The sequence below is a fragment of the Halorussus limi genome (genome assembly GCF_023238205.1).
GTDB lineage: Archaea > Halobacteriota > Halobacteria > Halobacteriales > Haladaptataceae > Halorussus > Halorussus limi.
Genome location: NZ_CP096660.1, coordinates 395,429 through 414,603, shown reverse-complemented (window position 1 = coordinate 414,603; position 19,175 = coordinate 395,429). Strand labels below are relative to the sequence as shown.

Here is a 19,175-nt window from a genome sequence, read left to right as displayed (position 1 = left end):
TCCGAGCCAGAACCGCTAACCCTCGCGAATGCTTACAGGCCCGCATGGACCTGTTCTTGGTCGTTGCGGTAGCGTTGCTGCTCGCCGGCGTCGTCGGGAGCGTCGTTCCGGTCGTCCCCGGCGCGGGCCTCTCGTTGGCCGGTATCTACCTATACTGGTGGGCGAGCGGTTACGCGACGCCGGGACTCGTCACGCTGGCCGGGTTCACGCTGGTCGGACTCACCGCCATCGCCGCGGACCAGTTGGGCGGGGCGCTCGCCGCGAGCGCGGGCGGCGCGTCGGCGAAGACGACCGCGCTGGCGACGGTGGTCAGCGTCCCGCTCTTGTTCGTCGCCGGACCAGTGGGAATGGTCCTCGGCATCGCGGCCACCGTGTTCGCGGCCGAGTTCTACCGGACGCGGAACGCCGGACGGGGCGCTCGGGCGGCGGCCTACGCGGCGGTCGGCGTCCTCGGGTCCGCGGTGGTTCAACTAATCGTGACGCTCTCGCTGCTCGCCGGGTTCCTGTTCGTCGCGCTCTAACCTTTTTATCCGACCGCGCAGTAGTACTGTGGCATGAAAACGTACGCCGCAGTCCTCGTGGGGGCGATGGTACTGCTCGGGGGTTGCGTCGGGGGATTCGGCGGAACTGCCACGGACGCGAATCGCCAGACCTCGACGACGACAGCATCGGCCGAAACGTCGACGCCAGCGGCCACGTCGACTACGACCGAGACTCCGACGCCACCGACCACGACCGACGTGGAGCGAACCGTCAACGCGACGTTCGTGATAGAGGACGGCGAGAACGTCACGGTCACTCTCATGGTCGCGAACGAACCGAGCGAGCGCCAGTCGGGGCTGATGCACCGCGAGGAGCTGGCGAACCGGACCGGGATGGTGTTCGCCTACGAGAACGCCAAGCAGGTGTCGTTCTGGATGAAGAACACGCTCGTCCCGCTGGACATGATATTCGTCGCGCCGAACGGCACCGTTCTGAACGTCGAGCACGCCGAACCCCAACCCAACGCATCGACCAGCGAACTGGAGACCTACCCGAGCGACGGGCAGGCAAAGTACGTCGTGGAACTTCCGCGCGGATTCGCCAACCGGACGGGCGTCGGTCCGGGGACTAAATTGGTATTCGAGGGACCGGTCCCGAAGGCCGAATCGAACGGTTGGTTGCCTTGGTCGAACCGATAAACGCCCGAGTGGAGGAACACAAAGCATATATAGGGTGCGTGTGACGAAAGAAACACCTCGGGTAGGGGTACACGAGGTATTTTCTTTCGAGACTACCGGACAGAGACGAGTCTGTCGTGTGCGATGGACTACGTACACGTTTACGTTTTCGAAATCGGAAACGAATACGTAAACGTCCAATCGTGGCTTTCTGAGCAAAAATCGGCCTTTGTCGGCGGGCGGTTCCGTATCGAGTCGAGAGAAAGAGAGAACGCCGGTGGTTGACGAGTCCGACGGATCTGAATAGGCTAACGAGTCCGAGTAGACAGCGAAAGTGCGAGCATCAGAAAAAGGAACCGGCGGGCGTGACGTTATCGGAAACGAAAACGTAAACGGAACCGTAAATAGACGAACCGGTGACGGAACCGAGACCGGTTTCCGGAGAACCAAGAACCAAGACCCGACGGGACCCATCCGAATCAATGACACTCCTGCTCACAGGCTACGAACCGTTCGGCGACCACGACCGCAATCCGAGCGGCGAAATCGCCCGGAAACTCGACGGCGAGACCGTCGCGGACCGCGAAGTCGTCGGACATGTCCTCCCGGTCGAGTTCGACCGCGCCAGCGACGAGATGGAGGCCCTCCTCGGCGACCACGACCCAGAGGTAGTCGTCGCCACCGGACTCGCGGCGGGGCGGACCGGAGTCAGCGTCGAGCGGGTCGGAATCAACGTCGCCGACTGTGCCGGGGTGCCGGACAACGCCGATGCCGAACCGCGGAACGAGCGCATCCGGGGAGAAGGGGACGCGCCCGCGGCGTACTTCGCCACGCTCCCCGTGGTCGAAGTCGTTTCCGCGCTCCTCGAATCGGGGATTCCGGCGCGCGTGTCGAACACCGCCGGGACCCATCTGTGTAACAACATTCTCTACCGGACGCGCGCCCAGTTGGAGGCCGACGACCGCGGCGCGGACGTGCCGATGGGGTTCGTGCACCTCCCGATGACGCCCGAAGGCGCGGCGGAGAAAGCGCAAGACGGCGAGGCGACGAGCGGCGGGGGTGTCGAACCGAGTCTACCCTTAGAACTGCAAGCCGAGGCGGTGCGGCGGACGTTCGAGGTGACGGCCAGCGACCGTGAGACGGGTTCGTAACCCATCTTGGTACTAACTGCCGGCGAGCTAGTAGCACACGAGCCTGTCCGAGATGTCGGTGGCTACGACACTAACCGAGGAGGGTCGGCTCGATTTCGATTTTCCAGCAACGACCGCAGTGTCCGAGACAATTACTCGGAAGCCACGAACGCGGTCAGCACCGTCGACTCCGCCCGCCTGAGGAGTTCTCCGGCGGTACTGGCCGCGCAGTCGAGTTGCGCGGCCACGTCCTCGACCGTACCGGTCCGGGGTACGTCGTAGTAGCCGACTTCGACCGCGGCCTCCAACGCGGCCCGCTGGCGGTCGGTCACGTCGGTCGGCGACGACCACCGCGAGAAGTCGTGGACCGCCTCGATGTCGGCGTCGACCGTTCCGGCGAGGTCGTCGTAGAACGCGCCGAGGCGGTCGGACTGGCCGACCGCCTCGAAGGTGACGCGGCCGGTGTCGCGGAACACCACCGGCGGGACGAAGACCACCTGCGAGCGGGCGACGAGGTCGAGGACCGGCCCGCCGAGTTCGTATTCGGACTGGCCGACGAAAGCGTAGGTGCCGCCGTCGCCCGAGACGAGACGGGTCGAGACGACCGACTCGACCGCCTCCAGCACGTCGGCGGTCGCCTCGCGGTCGGCATCGAACCACGAGAGCGTCGTGACCGAGACCATCGGTCCCCACATTAGCAGTTCCATGCGCGAGACCGGGTGGCCAGCCATCATGCGACGGTGAATCGGGTGAGCCAACTCACCCGAGTAGCGGACGCTGAACGAGACGCGCTTCACGGGAGACGCGACGGACGCGCAGCTTATAAATGGCCGCATGAATCCGGGGAAATATACACTCAAGTCGAACCGCAACCGACGGACATGAAGCCGGAACGCGCCGAGGGAGCGACCGGAGCGCCGTCGAGCGACGACAGGGAGAGCACCGAGGGACGGTCCGAGGCAGTGTCGCCGGATTCGGCAGTCCGAACCGTCACCGTCGGCGACGGCCGGCGCGTCGCGTACGCCGAGTACGGGGCCACGGACGCCGCGACGGACGCCACGCCGGTCGCGTTCCTCCACGGGACGCCGGGGTCGCACGTCCTCGGCGAGTTGTACGACGAGGCGGCGCGACGGCGCGGCGTCAGACTGCTGGCAATCGAGCGGCCCGGGTACGGCGACTCGACGCCGCGCCCCGACCCGTCGCCGACCGACACGGACTACCTGCGGGCGGTGCTGGACGACGCCGGCGTCTCACGGGTCGGCGTCGTCGCGTTCTCCGGCGGTGCGGCCCACGCGCTCGCGTTCGCGGCGACCTGCGGAGAGCGCGTGACGGAAATCGACCTCGTGTCGGGCGCGACCCCGCCGTCGCTCCGAGACGAGACGCCAGTCACGATTCGACTCCTCGGGGCGCTGGCCGCGAAGACGCCGCGCCTCCTGACGGGACTGCTGGGCGTCCAGACGTGGCTGGCTAAGCGCGGGCCGCCCTCGGTCGTGGTCGGGCAGTACACCGCGGACGCCGACGAGATACCCGACGAGGCGGCCGAAATCGTAAGAGAGGACTTCGTCCGCGCGCTCGACTCCCACCGCGAAGGGATGGTCTCTGAGAGCGAGCAGGCGGTTCGGGAGTGGGAGTTCGCGCTGACCGACGTCGAGACGCCGGTCAGACTGTGGCACGGCGACCGCGACGAGAACGTCCCGGTCGCGGGCGCTCGACGCCTCGCCGAGACGCTGCCGACCGCGGGGGTGACCGTCTTCGAGGGGGAAGACCACCTCTCGACGCTGCTCCGGAGTCGGTCACGCATTCTCGACCGGCACGCTGGGGTCGACAGCGACGAGTGAGGAGGAGAACGGAAAAGTGTAGCGACGATTCAGAGGTCCTGAAACGCGCCGACGAAGTCGTCGTGGTCATCGAGTTGTCCGCGGGTGTCGTCTACTTCTGCACCGAGTTCCTCGATTTCGGTTTCGAGTTCGGTGTACTCCTCGTTGGCGTACAGCGTCTCGGGGTCCTTCTCGGATTCGAGGACCGCCTTCTTCGAGACCAGCGAGAAGTACTCCTGCAGTTGTGCGCCGTAATCGACGCGGGTCAACATCTGTTCGACGACTTCGTGGAGTTCGTCCTTCGAGACCGGCTTGACGAGGTAGTCGTCGAAGCCCATCTCCAGAATGTCGAAGTCGGGTTTGACCGCGGTCACCATGACGACACGGCAGTTGATGTCGCGGTCGCGGATGACTTCGAGTACTTCGTCGCCGGACTGGCCCGGCATCCGACGGTCGAGGAGAACGACGTCCACGGTGTCGTCGAGGACGGTGAGTGCGTCGTCGCCCTCGTAGGCACTCAGCACGCGATAGTCGTCTTGCAACCACATCGCGTAGAGGTCGGCAACGTCTTGCTCGTCGTCGACGACGAGAACGGTCGGTTGATCAGGGGACATAGTCGTTTCGGGAGGGAGTCGTGTCGCCGCTAGTTACCGACTGAATCATGCAACAATATAAACTTATATCTTGTGGTTACGAGGCCGAAACGTTCGTCGCGACGTAAGTCGGTACAGTCTCGGACTCGCGTCGGACTACGCGACAGGTCTGGACGCGGGGATGAACCCGCGACCGAATCGAGCGACCGAACTGTCCTCCAATCAGATATATCGCCGAAGCCCCACCGACCGCGACCAAGCGGGTGGAGAGCGGAGCCGGGAAAATTTATTCAGTATTTTTTAGCAGAACAACTAAGTCGGTCGAGGAAGTATCCTTCGGTGGCTATGTCGAAGACCAGTGATCGTTTTTGCCACGGGCAGTGACCCGGAGACGACTCCGGAGCAACGATTCGAGCGACTTCTGAACCTCCCGCCGAGTGCGAAACTCGTCTACAAGGTGTTAGAGCAGGCGGACGCACCGCTGACTCAGGGCCAAATTCGCGAGCAGGCGCTCCTCCCGCCGCGGACGACCCGCGACGCGCTGACCAAACTCGAAGACCAGGAACTCGTCGAGGAGCAGTTGTACGTCCCCGACGCGCGCAAGCGACTGTACGAGCGTCGGTCGGTCGAGACCCCCGAGGACGCCGAGTTCTCGGCGTAAGCCTCGGATGGGGTCTTAAAGAGGCGTCATAGCATGCAGTACACCTAACCGTTTCTCGGACACTGTTCGAAACGCCTGTCAGACGCCCCGGCGTCGCAGGCAAGGGAGTCGTACTCGAAACTGTGCCTCTGACAACCGGGGCGGTCATCGCCGCCCTGTTTCTACCGTCGTAGCGACTGCTTTGGGAGACCGTTCTTCGGAAAAGAAGGAGTCCGCCGACCTACTGGAACGCCTGCGCGATGCCCTGATAGGTCCGGTCCACGTTCCACGACGAGATGAACGTCGCCATCGCGTCTTCGAGGTTCGTCAGCGTCTCGGGGTCCACCGCGAGTCCGTGGGCCGTCGAGGGCGGCTGGGCTTCCGAGTTCTTGAAGTCCTTCATCTGGCGCTGGAGGAACGGCCCGAAGGCGTCCTGCGGGACGTCGGTTCGGGGCGGAATCGACCCTTTCTTCGGGTTGAACCGGCGCTGGGCGTCCACGCTCCCGACGTAGCGCAGGAATCGGGTCGTGGCCTCCGGCGACGGGTTGTTCTTCGGGAAGGGGAACGAGTCCATGTTGAGCATGTAGTAGCCGTCCGTTCCGGGGAACGTGACCTGATTCCACCCCTCCTGAAACGCCAAGTTGTCCGGCGAGTACATCCCGGCGGCCCAGTCGCCCTGATGGAAGAACCCGGCCTGTCCGTTGATTATCTTGGTGTTCGCCTCGGTCCACCCGACCGACCCTGCGTCGTCGTTGAAGTACTGCTTGTAGTCTTTGACTATCTGGAGCGAGTTCTTGATGGCCTGCTGGTTCTGCTCTATCTTCCCCTCGGTGAACGCGGTGTAGGTGTTCAGTCCGTGTTCGCCGAGCAGGACCGTCGCCCAGAGTTGGAGCGTCGACCACCCGGATTTAGTCTGGTGGGCCATCCCGGCGGCCTGCGTGTTGTTACTGACCTGTTCGAGCGCGCCCACGAGGTCGCTGGGCTTCGAGATGGACGACGGGTCCACCCCGGCCTGTTCGACGACGTTCACGTTGTAGAACAGGTTGTTGATGCGGTGGATGTTCAGCGGGACCGTGACGTAGTTGCCCGACGGTTGGGCGGCCTGTTTCGGTCCCTGCAGGTAAGCCGACTTCATGTTGTTCTTCGACCACACCGACTCCTCGATGTTCTCCAACTTGTTCGCCCGCGTGTACGGGAGCAGGTTCGCGCCCGGCCACGCCTGCCACGAACTCGGCGGATTGTCGTTCAGGACGCGCTTCTTGATGACGGTCTGAAGGTTCTGGCCCGCACCGCCCGACACCGGGTTCTGATTGACCTTGATGTCCGGATACTGCTCCTGAAACCCCTCGAACAGGGCCTGAATCGCCTGCGCGCCGTCGCCGCCGGTCCACCAGTGCTGTACTTCTAGCGTCTGCATGTCCTGCCCGAGCAGACCGGTCAGACTCCCGAGTCCCGCGGCGCTCGCTCCGGCAGTCGCTTTCAGATACGTACGTCTCGATAGCGTGTCGTCGTGTGTTCCCATCTGGCAACCCCCGAACTGCCAAACTACGGACTCATACTAATGATTTCCGACCAGTTCGGCGTTCGAGACGCCGGAAGAAGGTGGCTCTCCTGCCGATTGTTCGATACGCCCCCGGACCGGTGGCCTCGGAACGTCCCACTGCGGACCCGATACTCATCCCGCCGAGAGACCTTCGACGTTCTGCTGGAGACGGATGGTCGCAGTGACGAGAAAGCCAGCGACGAGGACGACGAAGACGCTCTCTACGGCCTGCACGACGACGGGGTCGAGGCCGACTACGACTCCGAGGTCGGCGAACCCGAGGACGCCCAGCGAGACCAGCACCGGAATCAGGTGTCGCCGGAGGGTGTCGAGCGCGGTTCCGCGGGCCATCGCCTCCAGTTTCTCGGCGAACACTGCACCGTACGCGGCGAACGCGACGCTGCCGACTCCCTTGACGAACTGCGCGACGAGTGACTGGTCGATGAGTAGAACCGCGACCCACTCTACGAGGATGACGACCACGAATCCGGCCTCGACGCGGCGGAGCGTCGCCAGCGAGAAGCGCTGGTCCGCCGGCGAGGGGGCCAACGCCGACTCGTAGTATACCTCCCGCATCGAGAACGCGAGGAAGACGATGCAGAACAGGAGCGCCCCGTGACCGAACGCGGTAAGCGCCCGCGAGCGGACCAGCGTCTCGGCGACCCCGAGAACGCCGTACAGACCCGCCGTCGCGCCGACCAGCGCGAGGTAGCGCCAGAACGGCGCTTGGGACGCCAGCCGATTCAGGCGGAGGTTCAACACGGCGTAGTAGCCGAAGAAGACGGCCGCCGCTGTCACGAGAACCGACCCGAGGAAGTGGACGACCGCGGCGCTGGCGTCCCCAGAGGCGTGCGCGGTGAGGGGCGCGAGCGCCATTCTTGTCGGTGGGTCGAATCGAGGCCACTTAAATGCGGGCGGAGTCGGGTCTCGGTCGAGGGCGGCCAAGTCGCGGCCGCGCGAAGTCACTCGGCCGAATCGGGACCGCGAAATGCCGCCCGGCCGACGCCGGGAGATTGAAAGCCTCCGCGCCCGTCTAGTCCGACGTGCACTCCCACGACCCGGACGAGACGCCCTGCCCGGTCTGTGGCAAAGCCTACGACCAGCGCGTCGTCGTGGAGCGTGGCGACCGCTGGGCCGACGTGTTCGGCGGGCCGCCGTTCTCGGCCCTGACGAAGTACACGCGACGGTGTTCGAGTCGGTACGACGCCGACGAGGAACGGGCCCGCGGCGAGAGCGAGCGAGTGCTGTACTTCCACGACGACGGCCCGGCGGGCGGCCGGTAATCGGCGGCGGGCGGCCGATACCGAGAACGTCGCCGGCGAAGAGGGGCGAATCCGGGTTCGAGATTCTGACGGGGATTTCAGTTACAGTTCGTAGGATAGCGACAGGTCACGCGCGACGACCTCCAACTCGCGCCGGAAGTCGGCGGCCGTCTCGAAGCGGGCCTGCTTCCGTTTGGTCAGCGCCCGCGCGAGCAGGTCGTCGACGGCCTCGGGCACGCACTCGGCGAACTCACTGGGCGGCGAAGGTTCTTCGCGGCGGACCCGACGGACGATTTCGGTCGCGTCGCCGACGAAGGGCGGTCGGCCGGCGAACAGCGCGTAGCAGAGCGCGCCGAGTTGGTACACGTCGGTCGAGGAGTCGGGGCCGCCGAACCGCTCGGGCGCGACGTGTTCCGGCGCGGCGAAGCCGGGTGCCACCGGGCGTTCCTGCACTTCGGCCAATAGGTCGCCGAAGGCCCACTCGCCGACCTTCGGGACCGGCCACGCGCCGAGAGTGCGAGAGAACCCGACCGCGCTCGGCCGGAGCGCGCCGTGGACGACGCCGCGAGCGTGGGCGTGCGAGACCGCCGTGGCGAGGCAGTGGGCGTACCAGACCGCGCGCTCGAACCCGACCGAACCGACGTGGTCGCGCAGACTCCCGCCGTCGAGAAACTCCGTGGCGACCCACGGCCGGGGGTTCGGGCCGCGAGCGAGGACGGGCGCGACGTGCGGGTGGTCGTCCACGGCCGCCCACGCCCGGAGCGCGTCCTCGAAGTCGGTCGGGTTCGGACTCACGTCGGGGCGGAGCGTTCGAAGGACGACCACGGCGTGCTGGCCGCCGTCGCCTCGCGTCGGCGCGCGGGCCTTCGCGGCGGCGGTGAGCAGACCGGTGCCGAGATCCCCGAGGTGTTCGAAGTCGCCGCGCCCGGCGTCGATTTCCGGCGCGCCGGGGAGTTGGTCCGGCGGGCCGCGGTCGTCGGTCTCGGGTCGGTTCCGGGTGCCGCCCTCGCGTTCGTCGTCCGCCGGAGAGTCGCTCGACTCGCCGACCCGAATCGGTCGGCCGTCGCCCTCGTCGTCGGTCACGACGACGCCCGCCTCGTCGGACAGGAACGCCGCCACGTCGGGCGCGGCCGCGATGCTCTCGGGGAAACCGGCCTCGTCGAGTTCCGCGACGAGTCGGCGGAGCGTCTCGGCGGCGTACCGGCGCGCGAGTCCGTCGTCCTCCCGGACGAGTTCGGCGAGGCGACTCAGCGCGGGTTCGGCGGCGCGGGGGTACTCGCGGGCGACTTCCGAGACCGCGAGGACGCCGTTCTCCCGGACCAGCGGGTCCTCGTCGCCCAGACTCTCGGTGACTTCGGAGAGCGCGGCGTGGGCGCGGTGGGGGTGTCGGTCGGCCACGTTCGCCATGGCCCACGAGGCACCGCGGCGGACCCACTCGTCGTCGTCGGTCAACAGCGGCGCGAGGTCGGACTCGACCGAGATTCGTCGAGAGCGGTCCGGGTCCTCGGCCGCGAGTTCGGCGAGCGCCCACGCCGCCGCGGCGCGTCTCTCGGGGTCGACGCTGTCGAGGTCGGCCGCGGCCGATTCGGCGTCGTCGTCGGCCCGACCCCACCGCTCGCGGGCCTCCTCGCGGAGTCGCGTGATTCGGTCGCGTTCGCGCTCCTCGCCGTCGCTCTCACCTCGCTCGCGGCCTGCCATTCGTACGCCGGGGGTGGCGCGCCTGCCGGATAAGTGTTCCTTCCCTCACCGCTGGCAGAGAAGGTCGAAAAAGCGCGCGAGGGAAGACATCGAGCGGGGACGAAGCGACGACAAGACTCAGGAGCGACAATCGAGGGAACGCAGCGAAGAAGGACACGACGCATGCGGACGAGAGAGTCCCGAGAGCGAGTGTATGGAGGACTGACCGCCGAACGTAGTGTTACTCCGAGAGCGAGGCGTCGAGGTCGACGACCGCATCGACGTACTCCCTGAAGACGCCGACCGAAACGTCGTCGTGGTCCACCGGGTCCATCAGGAAGTACCCGCGGCCGTCCACGCTCTCGACGCGGCCGGCCAAGACGTGGACGAAGTGGGCGGCGCGTTCGAGGGTCGCGGCGTCGAGCAGGGCGGTCAGCGAGTCGAGGACGACCACCGACCGGCGGTCGTCGTCCGCCCACGCTTCGAGGTACTCGCTCGCTCGGACGCCGACGCGACCGAGGTCGGCCGGGTCAGAGACGGCGGCGGCGACCGGTAAGGTGTCGCCCGGCGACGGCGAGCGAGCGGTCGAACCCGAACCGCTCGCGGCCACGGCCGAACGCGTCTTGGCACCGACGTTCACGAACCCGAACTCCGACGGGCGTTCGCCCGCCGTGCGCTGCCAGTTGCGGACCCACGCGTCGGGGTTGTCGCTGTAGGAGATGACCAACAGATTCGTCTCCGCAGGACGGCCCAGAGCCTCACACACCTCTGGAATCGCGTCTTCGGGCGAAGCAAACCCCGCCAACAGCGTGTTGGAGGGAGGAGACTGCGGAGATGACACGAGTGAAATATATACGCAATCGCACTTAAAATTTGTTAGAGCGTCTCACCGGGGTAAACGACGCGACTCGGCGGTTCACCTCCGCTTTCTCCAGTCGTCGGTCCCGAGACAGGTCGCAAAAGCTAACACCCCCGAGTTCGTGGGGTCGGCCAACGTTACATGGGAATCGGGCCAAAACAGTGGAAGTGCAAGGACTGCGGCCGAAAGCACCGGACCGACCGCAAGCAGTGCGTCGAGTGCGGATACAGCGTACTGCGGCCGGTGGACAACGAGCGACGCGCCGGCAAACTGACGAACGCGCTGTTGGCGCTTCTCCCCGCGCTGTTGGCCCTGATGACGATGGGTCTCATCGCGTGGGCGATGTTCTTCTGACCGGAATCGGATTCCAAACGAGAGTCGAGTCGTACCGGTGAATCCGGAAAGAATCAGGTCACCCCAGATTCTCGACGACCGCTATCGTCTTCGATACCTCGTCGCACGACTCCGCGGCGTCCCGCGCGTCTCGCTCCGCGCGTTGGGCGTCGTCGCGCGCCGACCGTCGCTCGTCGGCGTCGTCGGCGTTCTCCACGCGTTCCTGTGCCTCGGCGGCTTCTTCCATGTGTTCGGTGGCTTCGACGAGTGCGTCGAGGACGCACGTCAGGCGCTCGGTTTTCGTCGATAGAGGGTCCACTAAACCGGCATTGGAGAGCGTGTCGCTCACATCTTCGAGCAAATTTCCGGCCCGATAGTACGACGAGGCGGCGTCGTTGTAACTCCCCGAATCGTACCGGTCGTTCGCGTCCGAGAAGCGCTCGAATCCGTCGACGAGTTTCTCCGCGAGCGATTCGAGCGTTTTCACGTTGCCGACGCTCCGTTGCACCTGTTTGACCTTCTTCTCGTACTCGGACTTCGTGAACAGGTCGGTCGCGTCCGCACTCGCCGCATCGGTCTTCTTGCCGACCTTCCATCGGTAGTCGTCGGCTTTCCGTCTGTCCTCGACCATCTCCTCGCGTACAATCTTGGCGTTCCGGTACTCGCCCTCGTACAGTTTCGAGACGAGTTTCCGGAAGTGTCGGTACGAGCGACCTAGGTAGAGGTCCACGTACGAGGCTAACTCCAAGAACTGCGCCACGTCCCGAAGTTCGGAGATGGTCCTCTTCTCCTCGTCGGTGGCGGTCTCCCCGGCGTCGCCGAGCGCATCGCGGGCCTCTTTGAGTCGAACGTTCATTTTGCTTCGCGGGAATCCGCCGGACGCGACGTTCACGTCGAGTATCGACACCTCGGCGTCAGAAGATTTCGCATTGGACGTGTAGAGTTCGAAGGCCGTCCGGAGTGCATCTCGGGCCTCGACGAGGTTCTCGTTGGGTTTCTTCGTCTCGGTGGTCCGCTCCGTTTCGGTCTCGGTCGTCTCGGTCGTGGTCGTTTCGGTTTCCGTGGTCGTCCGTGTCGTCGCGGACGTTTCCGCCGCGGTCGTTTCTCCGGCGGTCGTCGTCCGCGTCTCCGCGTCGCCGGTCGCCGGGTCGGGTTCTCCACCGGTACATCCGGCGAAGAACGCCGCGCCGGCGACGAGCAGTTGGCGTCTGTCCATGAACGTTCGGAGACACGTTCGGGTATTAAATGACGGGAAATCAGCCAGAGGTGAGGACGAGTGGGGCGACGGCAGACTCGCGCGGCGAACTGCGGTTCGGTCAGTCGTCGGCGCTGGCTTCGGGCGACCAGTCGTCCAGCGTGCGCTGGACGGCCTCCTCTCCGACCGCGCGGGCCAGCGTCTCGAATCCGGCGCGCTCGGCGCGTTCGTCCGCGCCGGCGAGCAGACGCGAGACGATGAACTCCGGCGTGGACCGCCCGACCGTGCCGAACCGGGGCTGGTAGTCCACTTCGAGTTCGAGGTCGTCGTCCAGTCCCTCGGCGAAGATGCCGTCCTTCCGGGCCTTCTCCGGCAGGGGCTTGAGGTCGTCGGCGAGGTGAGTGACGAAGACCCCCAAAGCACCGCGGTCCACTGTGAGTCGGACCAGACCGTGGAGGAGGTCCGCGGCGCTCCCCGGTTCGGTGATGGCCTCGAACTCGTCGACGAGCATCAGGGTGTTCGCGCCCTCGGTCAGCGGCGGGACGATGCTCCGGAGCGTCGATTCCAGCACGCCGGCGTTGAAACTCGCGTGGCGGCGGTGGAAGACGATGTCCTCGGAGATGGACACCTCGGCCCGTTCGGCCGGGACCGGCAGGCCCATCTGGGCGAGCAGCGCGACCTGACAGAGCGTCTCGAGCAGGGTCGTCTTACCCCCGGAGTTCGCGCCGGTCAGGACCGAGACGCGGTCGCCGCTGGGAGGGGTCGGGTCCTCGGACTCGGAGTCGCCGGGCAGGTCGTGACCGCCCACCGCGTAGGTCACTGGCTGAACCGCCTCGTCGCTGGCCTCGATGGAGACGTTCCGGGCGTTCCGGACCGCGAAGCCGTTCTCGACGAACGAGGGCCGGACGAGGTCGAAGTCCACCGCGAATCGGGCCAACGAGAGGTTGAACGCGAGGTCCGACACCGCCGCGCTCGCGGCGTCTATCGCGTCGCGGTTCTCGGCGATGCGGCCGCGCAAGCGCCGGGCGACCGACCGTTCGCGCTCCGCGACCGACTCCCGGAGGTCGTCGGTGAGTTCCCGGAGCGTGGCGTTCACGAAGTCGGTCGCGTCCACCGCCTCGTCGGGCGTCGCGTCGCGGACGCGCCGGAACCCGGCGTCGGTCTCGCTGGCGACGTAGTCCACGACGACCTCGCCGAACTCGGCCCCGGCGCGGGCCTCCTCGCGTATCTCCTGCATCGCGTCGAGCGAGTCGGCCGAGAGGGATTCGACGCCGTCGAGCGCGTCGCGTAGGGAGTCGAGTTCGTCGTCCACGCCGCGGGCGACGTCGCCGCCGTCGAGGTCGCTCAGCGCCGACGCCGCGGCCTCCAAATCGCCGCGGTCGATGTCGGCCACGCGCGAGAACGCTCCCGTCGAGAGGCCGGCGTCTCGGAGCGCCAGCGCGGTCCGGACCGCGGCCTCTTCGCCGCCGATGCGGTCGTCCTCGGCGTACTCGGCGAACGCCGACAGCACCGCCTCGCGGGTCTCGCCGTCCAGTCCGGCCCACGACTCCGCGGCGTCCATCACGGAGTCGAGGCGCGCCTCGGCCGTCTCTCGCTCCATCAGCGGCGTCAGCACTCGGATGCGGTCGGCCGCGTCCTCGGTCACGGCGTAGCCGCTGGCCACGTCGAGCAGTTCCTTGTAGACGGCGCGGGTGTCGCGGGTCGCCAGCACCGACATGCCCTCGCCGCCGTTCGCTCGGCGGAGGATGCGGGTCGCGCGCCCGCGGGGCAGACCCGCGGCGACGAGCGCCCGGACCTCGCCGGACTCGATGGCCTCGACCGCGCGCTCGGTGCCGAGTTCGGCTTCGAGTCGCTCGCGCGTCTTGGGTCCGACGCCCCAGTACTCCTCCAGTCGCATACCCGAGACGTGAGGCCCCCGGCTCTTAATGGTTACAGAAGCGTCGTCTCGTCGGAACGACGCGAGCGAACGACGGCGGAAGGAAGTCACGACCGCACTATGAACCGGCCGAGCGAACGGCGTCTGCACCGCGAATCAGCCGACCTACCTCGAATCGGCTCAGGTTTACATCTCGCAACGTAACGTCTAGAAAATGTCATTTACAAACGTGAGAGCGCAATTTCAATGAATATCGTCGCGGATAGTGGGATTCGGTCCACACCAGAGGCGAAACGCTAACAACGACGGAGTGTCTGTCCAGTGAACGATGCTCAGGCCGCAGGGGGAACGAAGCCGAGCGGTGGGGTCCGCGCTGGAGGTGGTGTACGTCGGCGACCCGACTCGCGGAGACGCGGTCGCCGCGGCGCTCCCGACCGCAGACGTGACGAGCGAGCGCGACGGCGCGAGCGCGCTCGACCGCCTCGAAGCGCGCGAGGTAGACTGCGTGGTCGCCGAGGCCGACCTCGCGGACGTGGACGGCGGCGAACTGCTCGACGCGGTCGGGAGACTCTACCCCGACGTCGCGCGAGTCCTGCTCGCCGAGTCGGTCCGTCGCGCGCCGTCGGGCGTGTCGTTCGTCCCGAGTAGACCGCGAGACGGATTGCCCGCGCGGACCGCCCGTCGAATCGAACGCGAGACCGAGTTCCGGAGCGTCGAGCGCGAGCGCGACCGGTTGTCCGACCAGTTCGAGACGCTGGTCGAGGGGTCGCCCGACCCCATCGTCACCGTCGACGGCGACTGCGAGGTCGCGTTCGCCAACGAGGCCGTCGAGCGCGTCTTCGGGTACGAACCGGACGAAGTCGTCGGCGAGTCGGTCACGAAACTGCTCGCCGAATCGGTCCGCGACGACGTGACCGAGTCGGTCCAGTCGCTGTGCGAGGACGAGGGGTTCGTCCAGCGCGACTACGTGGAGCTACCCGGCCGCCACCGCGAGGGCCGCGAGATTCCGCTGGCGGTGTCGTTCCGCGAGACCGAGCGCGACGGCCGACACTACTTCTCGGCCGTCGTCCGAGACGTGAGCGAGCGCGAGCGACTGAAAGAGCGCCTCGAAGCCGAGAAGCGCAAGACCAAGGAACTCCACGAGGTCGCGGTCATGCTGGAGAAGTGCGGGAGCGTCGAGGACGCCTGCCAACTGGCGGTCGAGACCGCCGAGCAGTTGCTCGAATTCGACCTCTGTGCGGTGGACACCGTCGAGGACGACGAACTCGTCCCGCAGGCCGTCTCGAAGGGCGTTCCGACCGACGGCTACTACACGACCACGCCGCTGTGGGCCGAGGACAACCTCGCGGCGCGGGCCTACCGGGAAGGCCGGACCCTCCGGACCGAGGACCTCCACGACGCCGGCGTGGACCCGGCCGAGAGCGGCTATCGGTCGGCGCTGACAGTACCCGTCGGTGAGTCGGGCGTGTTTCAGGCCGTCTCGGAGCGGGCGGGCGCGTTCGACGAGAGCGACGGGGAACTCGCGGAGTTGCTGGCGTCTCACCTCGCACAGTCGCTCCAGCGCATCAGGTCGGAGGCCGCGCTACAGGCCGAGCGCGACCGGTTCGCCGCGCTGTTCGAGAACGTCCCCGAACCGACCGTCGACTACGGCATCCAGGACGGGCGACCTGTCGTCCACTCGGTCAACGAGGCGTTCGAGAAGACGTTCGGCTACGCCGAGACCGAGGCCCTCGGCGAGTCGCTCGACGACCTGCTCGTCCCCGAGGATAGCCTGCCGGAGGCCGAGCGACTCAACGAGCGAGTCGGCCGGGGCGAGCGCGTGGACGCCGAGGTCAAGCGCGTGGCCGACGACGGCGTCCGCGACTTCCTGCTCCGGAACGCCGAGGTGTCGGGCGACGGCGACAACTACGTCATCTACACCGACATCACCGAGCGCAAACAGCGCGAGGAGATGCTCGACGCGCTCCACCGCGCGACCCGCGACCTGATGGCGGCCGAGCGCCAGCGAGAAATCTGCGAGACCGCCGTTCAGACGGCTAGAGACGTGCTCGACATCCCACACGCCTGGGTGTTGCGATGGAACGAGGAGACCGAACTGCTGGAACCGTACATCCTTCCGGACGACACGGTGAAGGAGATCGGGGATACACCGAACATCGAACCCGGGGAGGGCATCGTCGGAGACCTCTTCGAGAAAGGCGAGAGCGAGTACTTCGACAACGGGTGGAACGACCCGAGAGCCCACGAGGCCGGATCGCCGGGCATCCGCTCGTTCGGGGCGTTCCCGCTCGGCGACTGGGGGATGATGACTGTCGCGTCCGAAACCGTGGGCGCGTTCGACGACTACGAGATGGACCTCGTGCGCGTGCTGGCGGCGAACGCCGAGGTGGCGCTAAACCGCGCGGCCCGCGAGGCGGAACTGGCCGACCAGCGGTGCCAACTCGCGGAACTCGACCGCATCAACGAGGTCATCCGCGACGTGGACCAACTGCTCGTCCGGGCCTCGACCCGCGAGGAGATAGCGGAGGCGGTCACGGAGCGACTCGCCGACTCCGACCAGTACCAGTTCGCGTGGACCGGCGAGGCGATGGCCGGGAGCAACGAGGCGGCGCCGACCGCGTGGTCGGGAGTCGAGGAGGGCTATCTCGAAGAGGTCCTCTCCATGCGCGACGAGACGCCGGAGGGACCGTCACAGCGTGCGCTCGACGACGGCGAGGTGAAGGTCGTCCAGAGCGTGCCCGACGACGACGACTTCGAACCGTGGCGCGAGGAGGCGCTCAAGCGAGGCTACCAGTCGGCCGCCGCCATCCCCCTGCGCTACCGCAACACGGGTTACGGCGTCCTCTGCGTCTACGCCGACCGGGCGAACGCCTTCGACGAGCGCGAGCAGGCGGTGCTGGCGGAACTCGGCGAGACCATCGGTCACGCCATCAACGCCGCCGAGAACAAGAAGGCGCTCCTCTCGGACAGCGTGGTCGAGGTGGAGTTGGAGATTCACGACGGCGACGGCTTCTTCGCTCGCGTCCCCCGCGAGGAGGGCGGCACCTTCTCGCTGGAGGGCGTGACCATGACAACCGACGGGTCGTTCGTCTACTTCATGACGGTCGAGGGTATCGACCCCGACTGCGTACGGGCGCGGGCCGAGGAAGCCACAGACGTGGAGCAGGCCCGCCTCGTGAACGAACACGACCGGGGCAACCTCTTCGAGTTCGTCTACACCGGTCCGTCGCCGCTGCAGGCGCTGGCCGACCACGGCGGCACGCTCCGGAACGTCGAGTTCGACGCCGACGGCGGCCGGAGCGTCGTGGAACTCCCCCGGAAGGCCGACGTGCGCTCGGTCGTGGCGTCGATTCAGGACGCCATCCCGGGAACAAAGGTCGTGGCCCAGCGAGAGCGTGAGCGACCCGACCAGACGGTCCAGGAGTTCCAATCGGCGCTCGAAGACGACCTGACCGAGCGCCAGCGGTCGGCGCTCGACGCGGCCTACTACGCCGGGTTCTTCGAGTGGCCCCGCGAGAGCACCGGCGAGGAGGTCAGCGACTCGCTGGGCGTCTCCGCGCCGACGTTCCACCAACACCTGCGCGTGGGGGAAAAGAAACTGCTGTCGGCGTTCTTGGACGACTAGTCGGTTTCGCGTCGGGTCGCGAAGCCGGCGGGGTCGCGGATTCGTGCGGCGTTCGCGGATTCGTGCGGCGTTCGCGGATTCGTGCGGCGTTCGCGGATTCGTGCGGCGTTCGTGTAGTTCGCTTCGCTCGCAGTAAAGCAATATCTACCCACCGTTACCACAGTAAGAAATAGCTAAAAGGAATACAGAGATTGTCCCACGTCAGAACGTGTACCCGTGCTTGTTCGTAACGTGGTGGGCCGCGGTCCCCCAGATGTAATCCTCGCCGGGCCACCACGTCCGGGCGTTGTTGAACCCGCCGACCAGGACGCCCGCCTCGGGGTCGTCCGGGTCCGGGTGGTAGTTGACCGACCCGCTGTCGCCGTCGCCGAACCCCGATTCCTCGCCCCACTTGAGTTGCCCCCGCTTGCAGATGGCGCCGTAGGCGCAGGTCACGCCGTCCACGGCCTGAATCTTCCCCTTCGTGTGGCCGGTCTTGACGCCGATTTTCTCCAACTTCTCGCCCGCGGCCTTCAGGTCCGCGAGACCCGCCTTCGTGAACTGGCCGAGGACGCGGCCCGGGTCGCCGTCCCGAATCCGGTGGAGCGGTTCGTAGCCCGCCTTCGGACTGGCACAGACCACGTCGGACTTCGGGTAGCCCTCTCGGACCGACCCGATTTCGGTCCGGCCGTCGTCGAGCAGGTAGAGCGACTCGCCGCCGTTGCCGGTCCCGCCGAAGACGTGGTTCGCGGTGGCGAAGTAGAGCGCGCCGTCCTTCGGGTCGCGCATCGCCGGAGCGAGCGTGCCGTACAGGTCGTCGCTCGCGACGGCGACGCTCCCCGGGACTCCCTCGCCCGCCGCGGGCGCACCCGACCGGAGCGCCGCGGGGTCGGCGTCGAGTTCCCGCTCGCGCGTTCGCTCGACGCGTCGGACCTCCACCGGCGTGTCCCTGACGCGTTCGGGCACCGCGCCCCGGACCTCTTCGGCGGTGATGTCGACGTGGATAGTGGCGTTCGCGCCGCCGTACTCCCCCGGCGCGACGGCGGAACTCGCCACCGACTCGTGGTGAATCACGTCGAGGTTCCGGTGGGCCGCGACGGCCGACCGGAAGTCGTCGTACCAGTCGGCCGGGACCGTCTTCCGGCGCGGCCGTACTCCCCCGCCGGACGGTCCGCCGCCACTCCCGTCGCCTTCACTCGTGCCGTCCCGAGTCAGTCCGTAGACGATTGGCACTTCGTCGCTACTCGCCGCCCGCACGTCGTCCGCGGTCAACAGACTCGCCGAGAGCGCGCCGAACCCGAGTCCGGCGAGCGTGTTCACGAACCGCCGCCGCCCCATTCGGCCCAGAGGTTCGTCGTGGACGGCTCTACTCCGATATCTCGTGTCCTCGTCCCCCATTTCCCCGCACACTCGTACACCGGACTGTCACTTGAAACTGCTTGCCCCGGAGCGCGTCGAGTCGGTTAGTACAAGCGGTCTCCGGGCC

17 protein-coding genes are annotated in these 19,175 nt (G+C 66.9%); 8 read left to right on the top strand and 9 right to left on the bottom strand.

Annotated elements, in window-relative coordinates:
• The first annotated feature begins 44 nt into the window (after positions 1–44).
• The 3 genes from M0R89_RS20200 to M0R89_RS20190 all read left to right on the top strand — a co-directional run bounded on the left by M0R89_RS20200 (position 45) and on the right by M0R89_RS20190 (position 2,311).
• Positions 45–521, top strand: coding sequence for a DUF456 family protein (locus M0R89_RS20200; protein WP_248652519.1), 477 nt, complete (start codon positions 45–47; stop codon positions 519–521).
• Between the two features lie 33 nt (positions 522–554).
• A complete protein-coding gene (locus tag M0R89_RS20195) occupies positions 555–1,181 on the top strand; it encodes a DUF192 domain-containing protein (protein WP_248652518.1) in 627 nt (208 codons plus the stop codon).
• Between the two features lie 461 nt (positions 1,182–1,642).
• Complete coding sequence (locus M0R89_RS20190; RefSeq protein ID WP_248652517.1) at positions 1,643–2,311, top strand: pyroglutamyl-peptidase I; 669 nt, start codon at positions 1,643–1,645, stop codon at positions 2,309–2,311.
• A 131-nt stretch (positions 2,312–2,442) separates the two neighbouring features.
• Here the strand turns inward: M0R89_RS20190 and M0R89_RS20185 are convergent, their stop codons facing one another.
• Complete coding sequence (locus M0R89_RS20185) at positions 2,443–3,087, bottom strand: helix-turn-helix domain-containing protein (protein WP_248652516.1); 645 nt, start codon at positions 3,085–3,087, stop codon at positions 2,443–2,445.
• Between the two features lie 84 nt (positions 3,088–3,171).
• Between M0R89_RS20185 and M0R89_RS20180 the strand changes: the two genes are divergently transcribed.
• Positions 3,172–4,128: an alpha/beta fold hydrolase gene (locus M0R89_RS20180; protein WP_248652515.1), complete on the top strand. Its 957-nt coding sequence runs from the start codon at positions 3,172–3,174 to the stop codon at positions 4,126–4,128.
• Positions 4,129–4,157: 29 nt separating this feature from the next.
• Here the strand turns inward: M0R89_RS20180 and M0R89_RS20175 are convergent, their stop codons facing one another.
• The gene (locus M0R89_RS20175) at positions 4,158–4,721 is read right to left on the bottom strand and encodes a HalX domain-containing protein (RefSeq protein WP_248652514.1); all 564 of its coding nucleotides are present in this window, start codon (positions 4,719–4,721) and stop codon (positions 4,158–4,160) included.
• A 337-nt stretch (positions 4,722–5,058) separates the two neighbouring features.
• Here M0R89_RS20175 and M0R89_RS20170 point away from each other — a divergent pair, with 337 nt between their 5' ends.
• Positions 5,059–5,361, top strand: coding sequence for a MarR family transcriptional regulator (locus tag M0R89_RS20170; protein ID WP_248652513.1), 303 nt, complete (start codon positions 5,059–5,061; stop codon positions 5,359–5,361).
• Between the two features lie 220 nt (positions 5,362–5,581).
• Here M0R89_RS20170 and M0R89_RS20165 read toward each other — a convergent pair whose 3' ends face one another.
• A complete protein-coding gene (locus M0R89_RS20165; protein WP_248652512.1) occupies positions 5,582–6,862 on the bottom strand; it encodes an ABC transporter substrate-binding protein in 1,281 nt (426 codons plus the stop codon).
• 153 nt (positions 6,863–7,015) lie between these two features.
• Positions 7,016–7,759: a hypothetical protein gene (locus M0R89_RS20160; protein WP_248652511.1), complete on the bottom strand. Its 744-nt coding sequence runs from the start codon at positions 7,757–7,759 to the stop codon at positions 7,016–7,018.
• Positions 7,760–7,926: 167 nt separating this feature from the next.
• Between M0R89_RS20160 and M0R89_RS20155 the strand changes: the two genes are divergently transcribed.
• Positions 7,927–8,166, top strand: a complete 240-nt coding sequence (locus tag M0R89_RS20155) for a hypothetical protein (RefSeq protein ID WP_248652510.1) — start codon at positions 7,927–7,929, stop codon at positions 8,164–8,166.
• A gap of 81 nt (positions 8,167–8,247) precedes the next feature.
• Here M0R89_RS20155 and M0R89_RS20150 read toward each other — a convergent pair whose 3' ends face one another.
• Together M0R89_RS20150 and M0R89_RS20145 are read right to left on the bottom strand one after the other, a co-directional pair.
• Positions 8,248–9,843, bottom strand: a complete 1,596-nt coding sequence (locus tag M0R89_RS20150) for a protein kinase domain-containing protein (RefSeq protein WP_248652509.1) — start codon at positions 9,841–9,843, stop codon at positions 8,248–8,250.
• A 220-nt stretch (positions 9,844–10,063) separates the two neighbouring features.
• The gene (locus M0R89_RS20145; RefSeq protein WP_248652508.1) at positions 10,064–10,663 is read right to left on the bottom strand and encodes a DUF7504 family protein; all 600 of its coding nucleotides are present in this window, start codon (positions 10,661–10,663) and stop codon (positions 10,064–10,066) included.
• 159 nt (positions 10,664–10,822) lie between these two features.
• Here M0R89_RS20145 and M0R89_RS20140 point away from each other — a divergent pair, with 159 nt between their 5' ends.
• Positions 10,823–11,035 (top strand): hypothetical protein, encoded by a 213-nt coding sequence (locus tag M0R89_RS20140; protein WP_248652507.1) that lies wholly within the window; start codon positions 10,823–10,825, stop codon positions 11,033–11,035.
• Between the two features lie 58 nt (positions 11,036–11,093).
• On the opposite strand, the gene M0R89_RS20135 is transcribed toward M0R89_RS20140, so the two are convergent.
• On the bottom strand, positions 11,094–12,230 hold the full coding sequence (locus tag M0R89_RS20135) for a hypothetical protein (protein WP_248652506.1): 1,137 nt from the start codon (positions 12,228–12,230) through the stop codon (positions 11,094–11,096).
• 100 nt (positions 12,231–12,330) lie between these two features.
• Entirely contained in the window at positions 12,331–14,106 is a 1,776-nt protein-coding gene (locus M0R89_RS20130; protein WP_248652505.1) for a MutS-related protein, read from the bottom strand.
• A 307-nt stretch (positions 14,107–14,413) separates the two neighbouring features.
• On the opposite strand from M0R89_RS20130, the gene M0R89_RS20125 reads away from it, so the two are divergent.
• Positions 14,414–17,710: a bacterio-opsin activator domain-containing protein gene (locus M0R89_RS20125; protein ID WP_248652504.1), complete on the top strand. Its 3,297-nt coding sequence runs from the start codon at positions 14,414–14,416 to the stop codon at positions 17,708–17,710.
• 201 nt (positions 17,711–17,911) lie between these two features.
• Here the strand turns inward: M0R89_RS20125 and M0R89_RS20120 are convergent, their stop codons facing one another.
• Entirely contained in the window at positions 17,912–19,087 is a 1,176-nt protein-coding gene (locus tag M0R89_RS20120; protein WP_248652503.1) for a hypothetical protein, read from the bottom strand.
• Between the last annotated feature and the right edge of the window lie 88 nt (positions 19,088–19,175).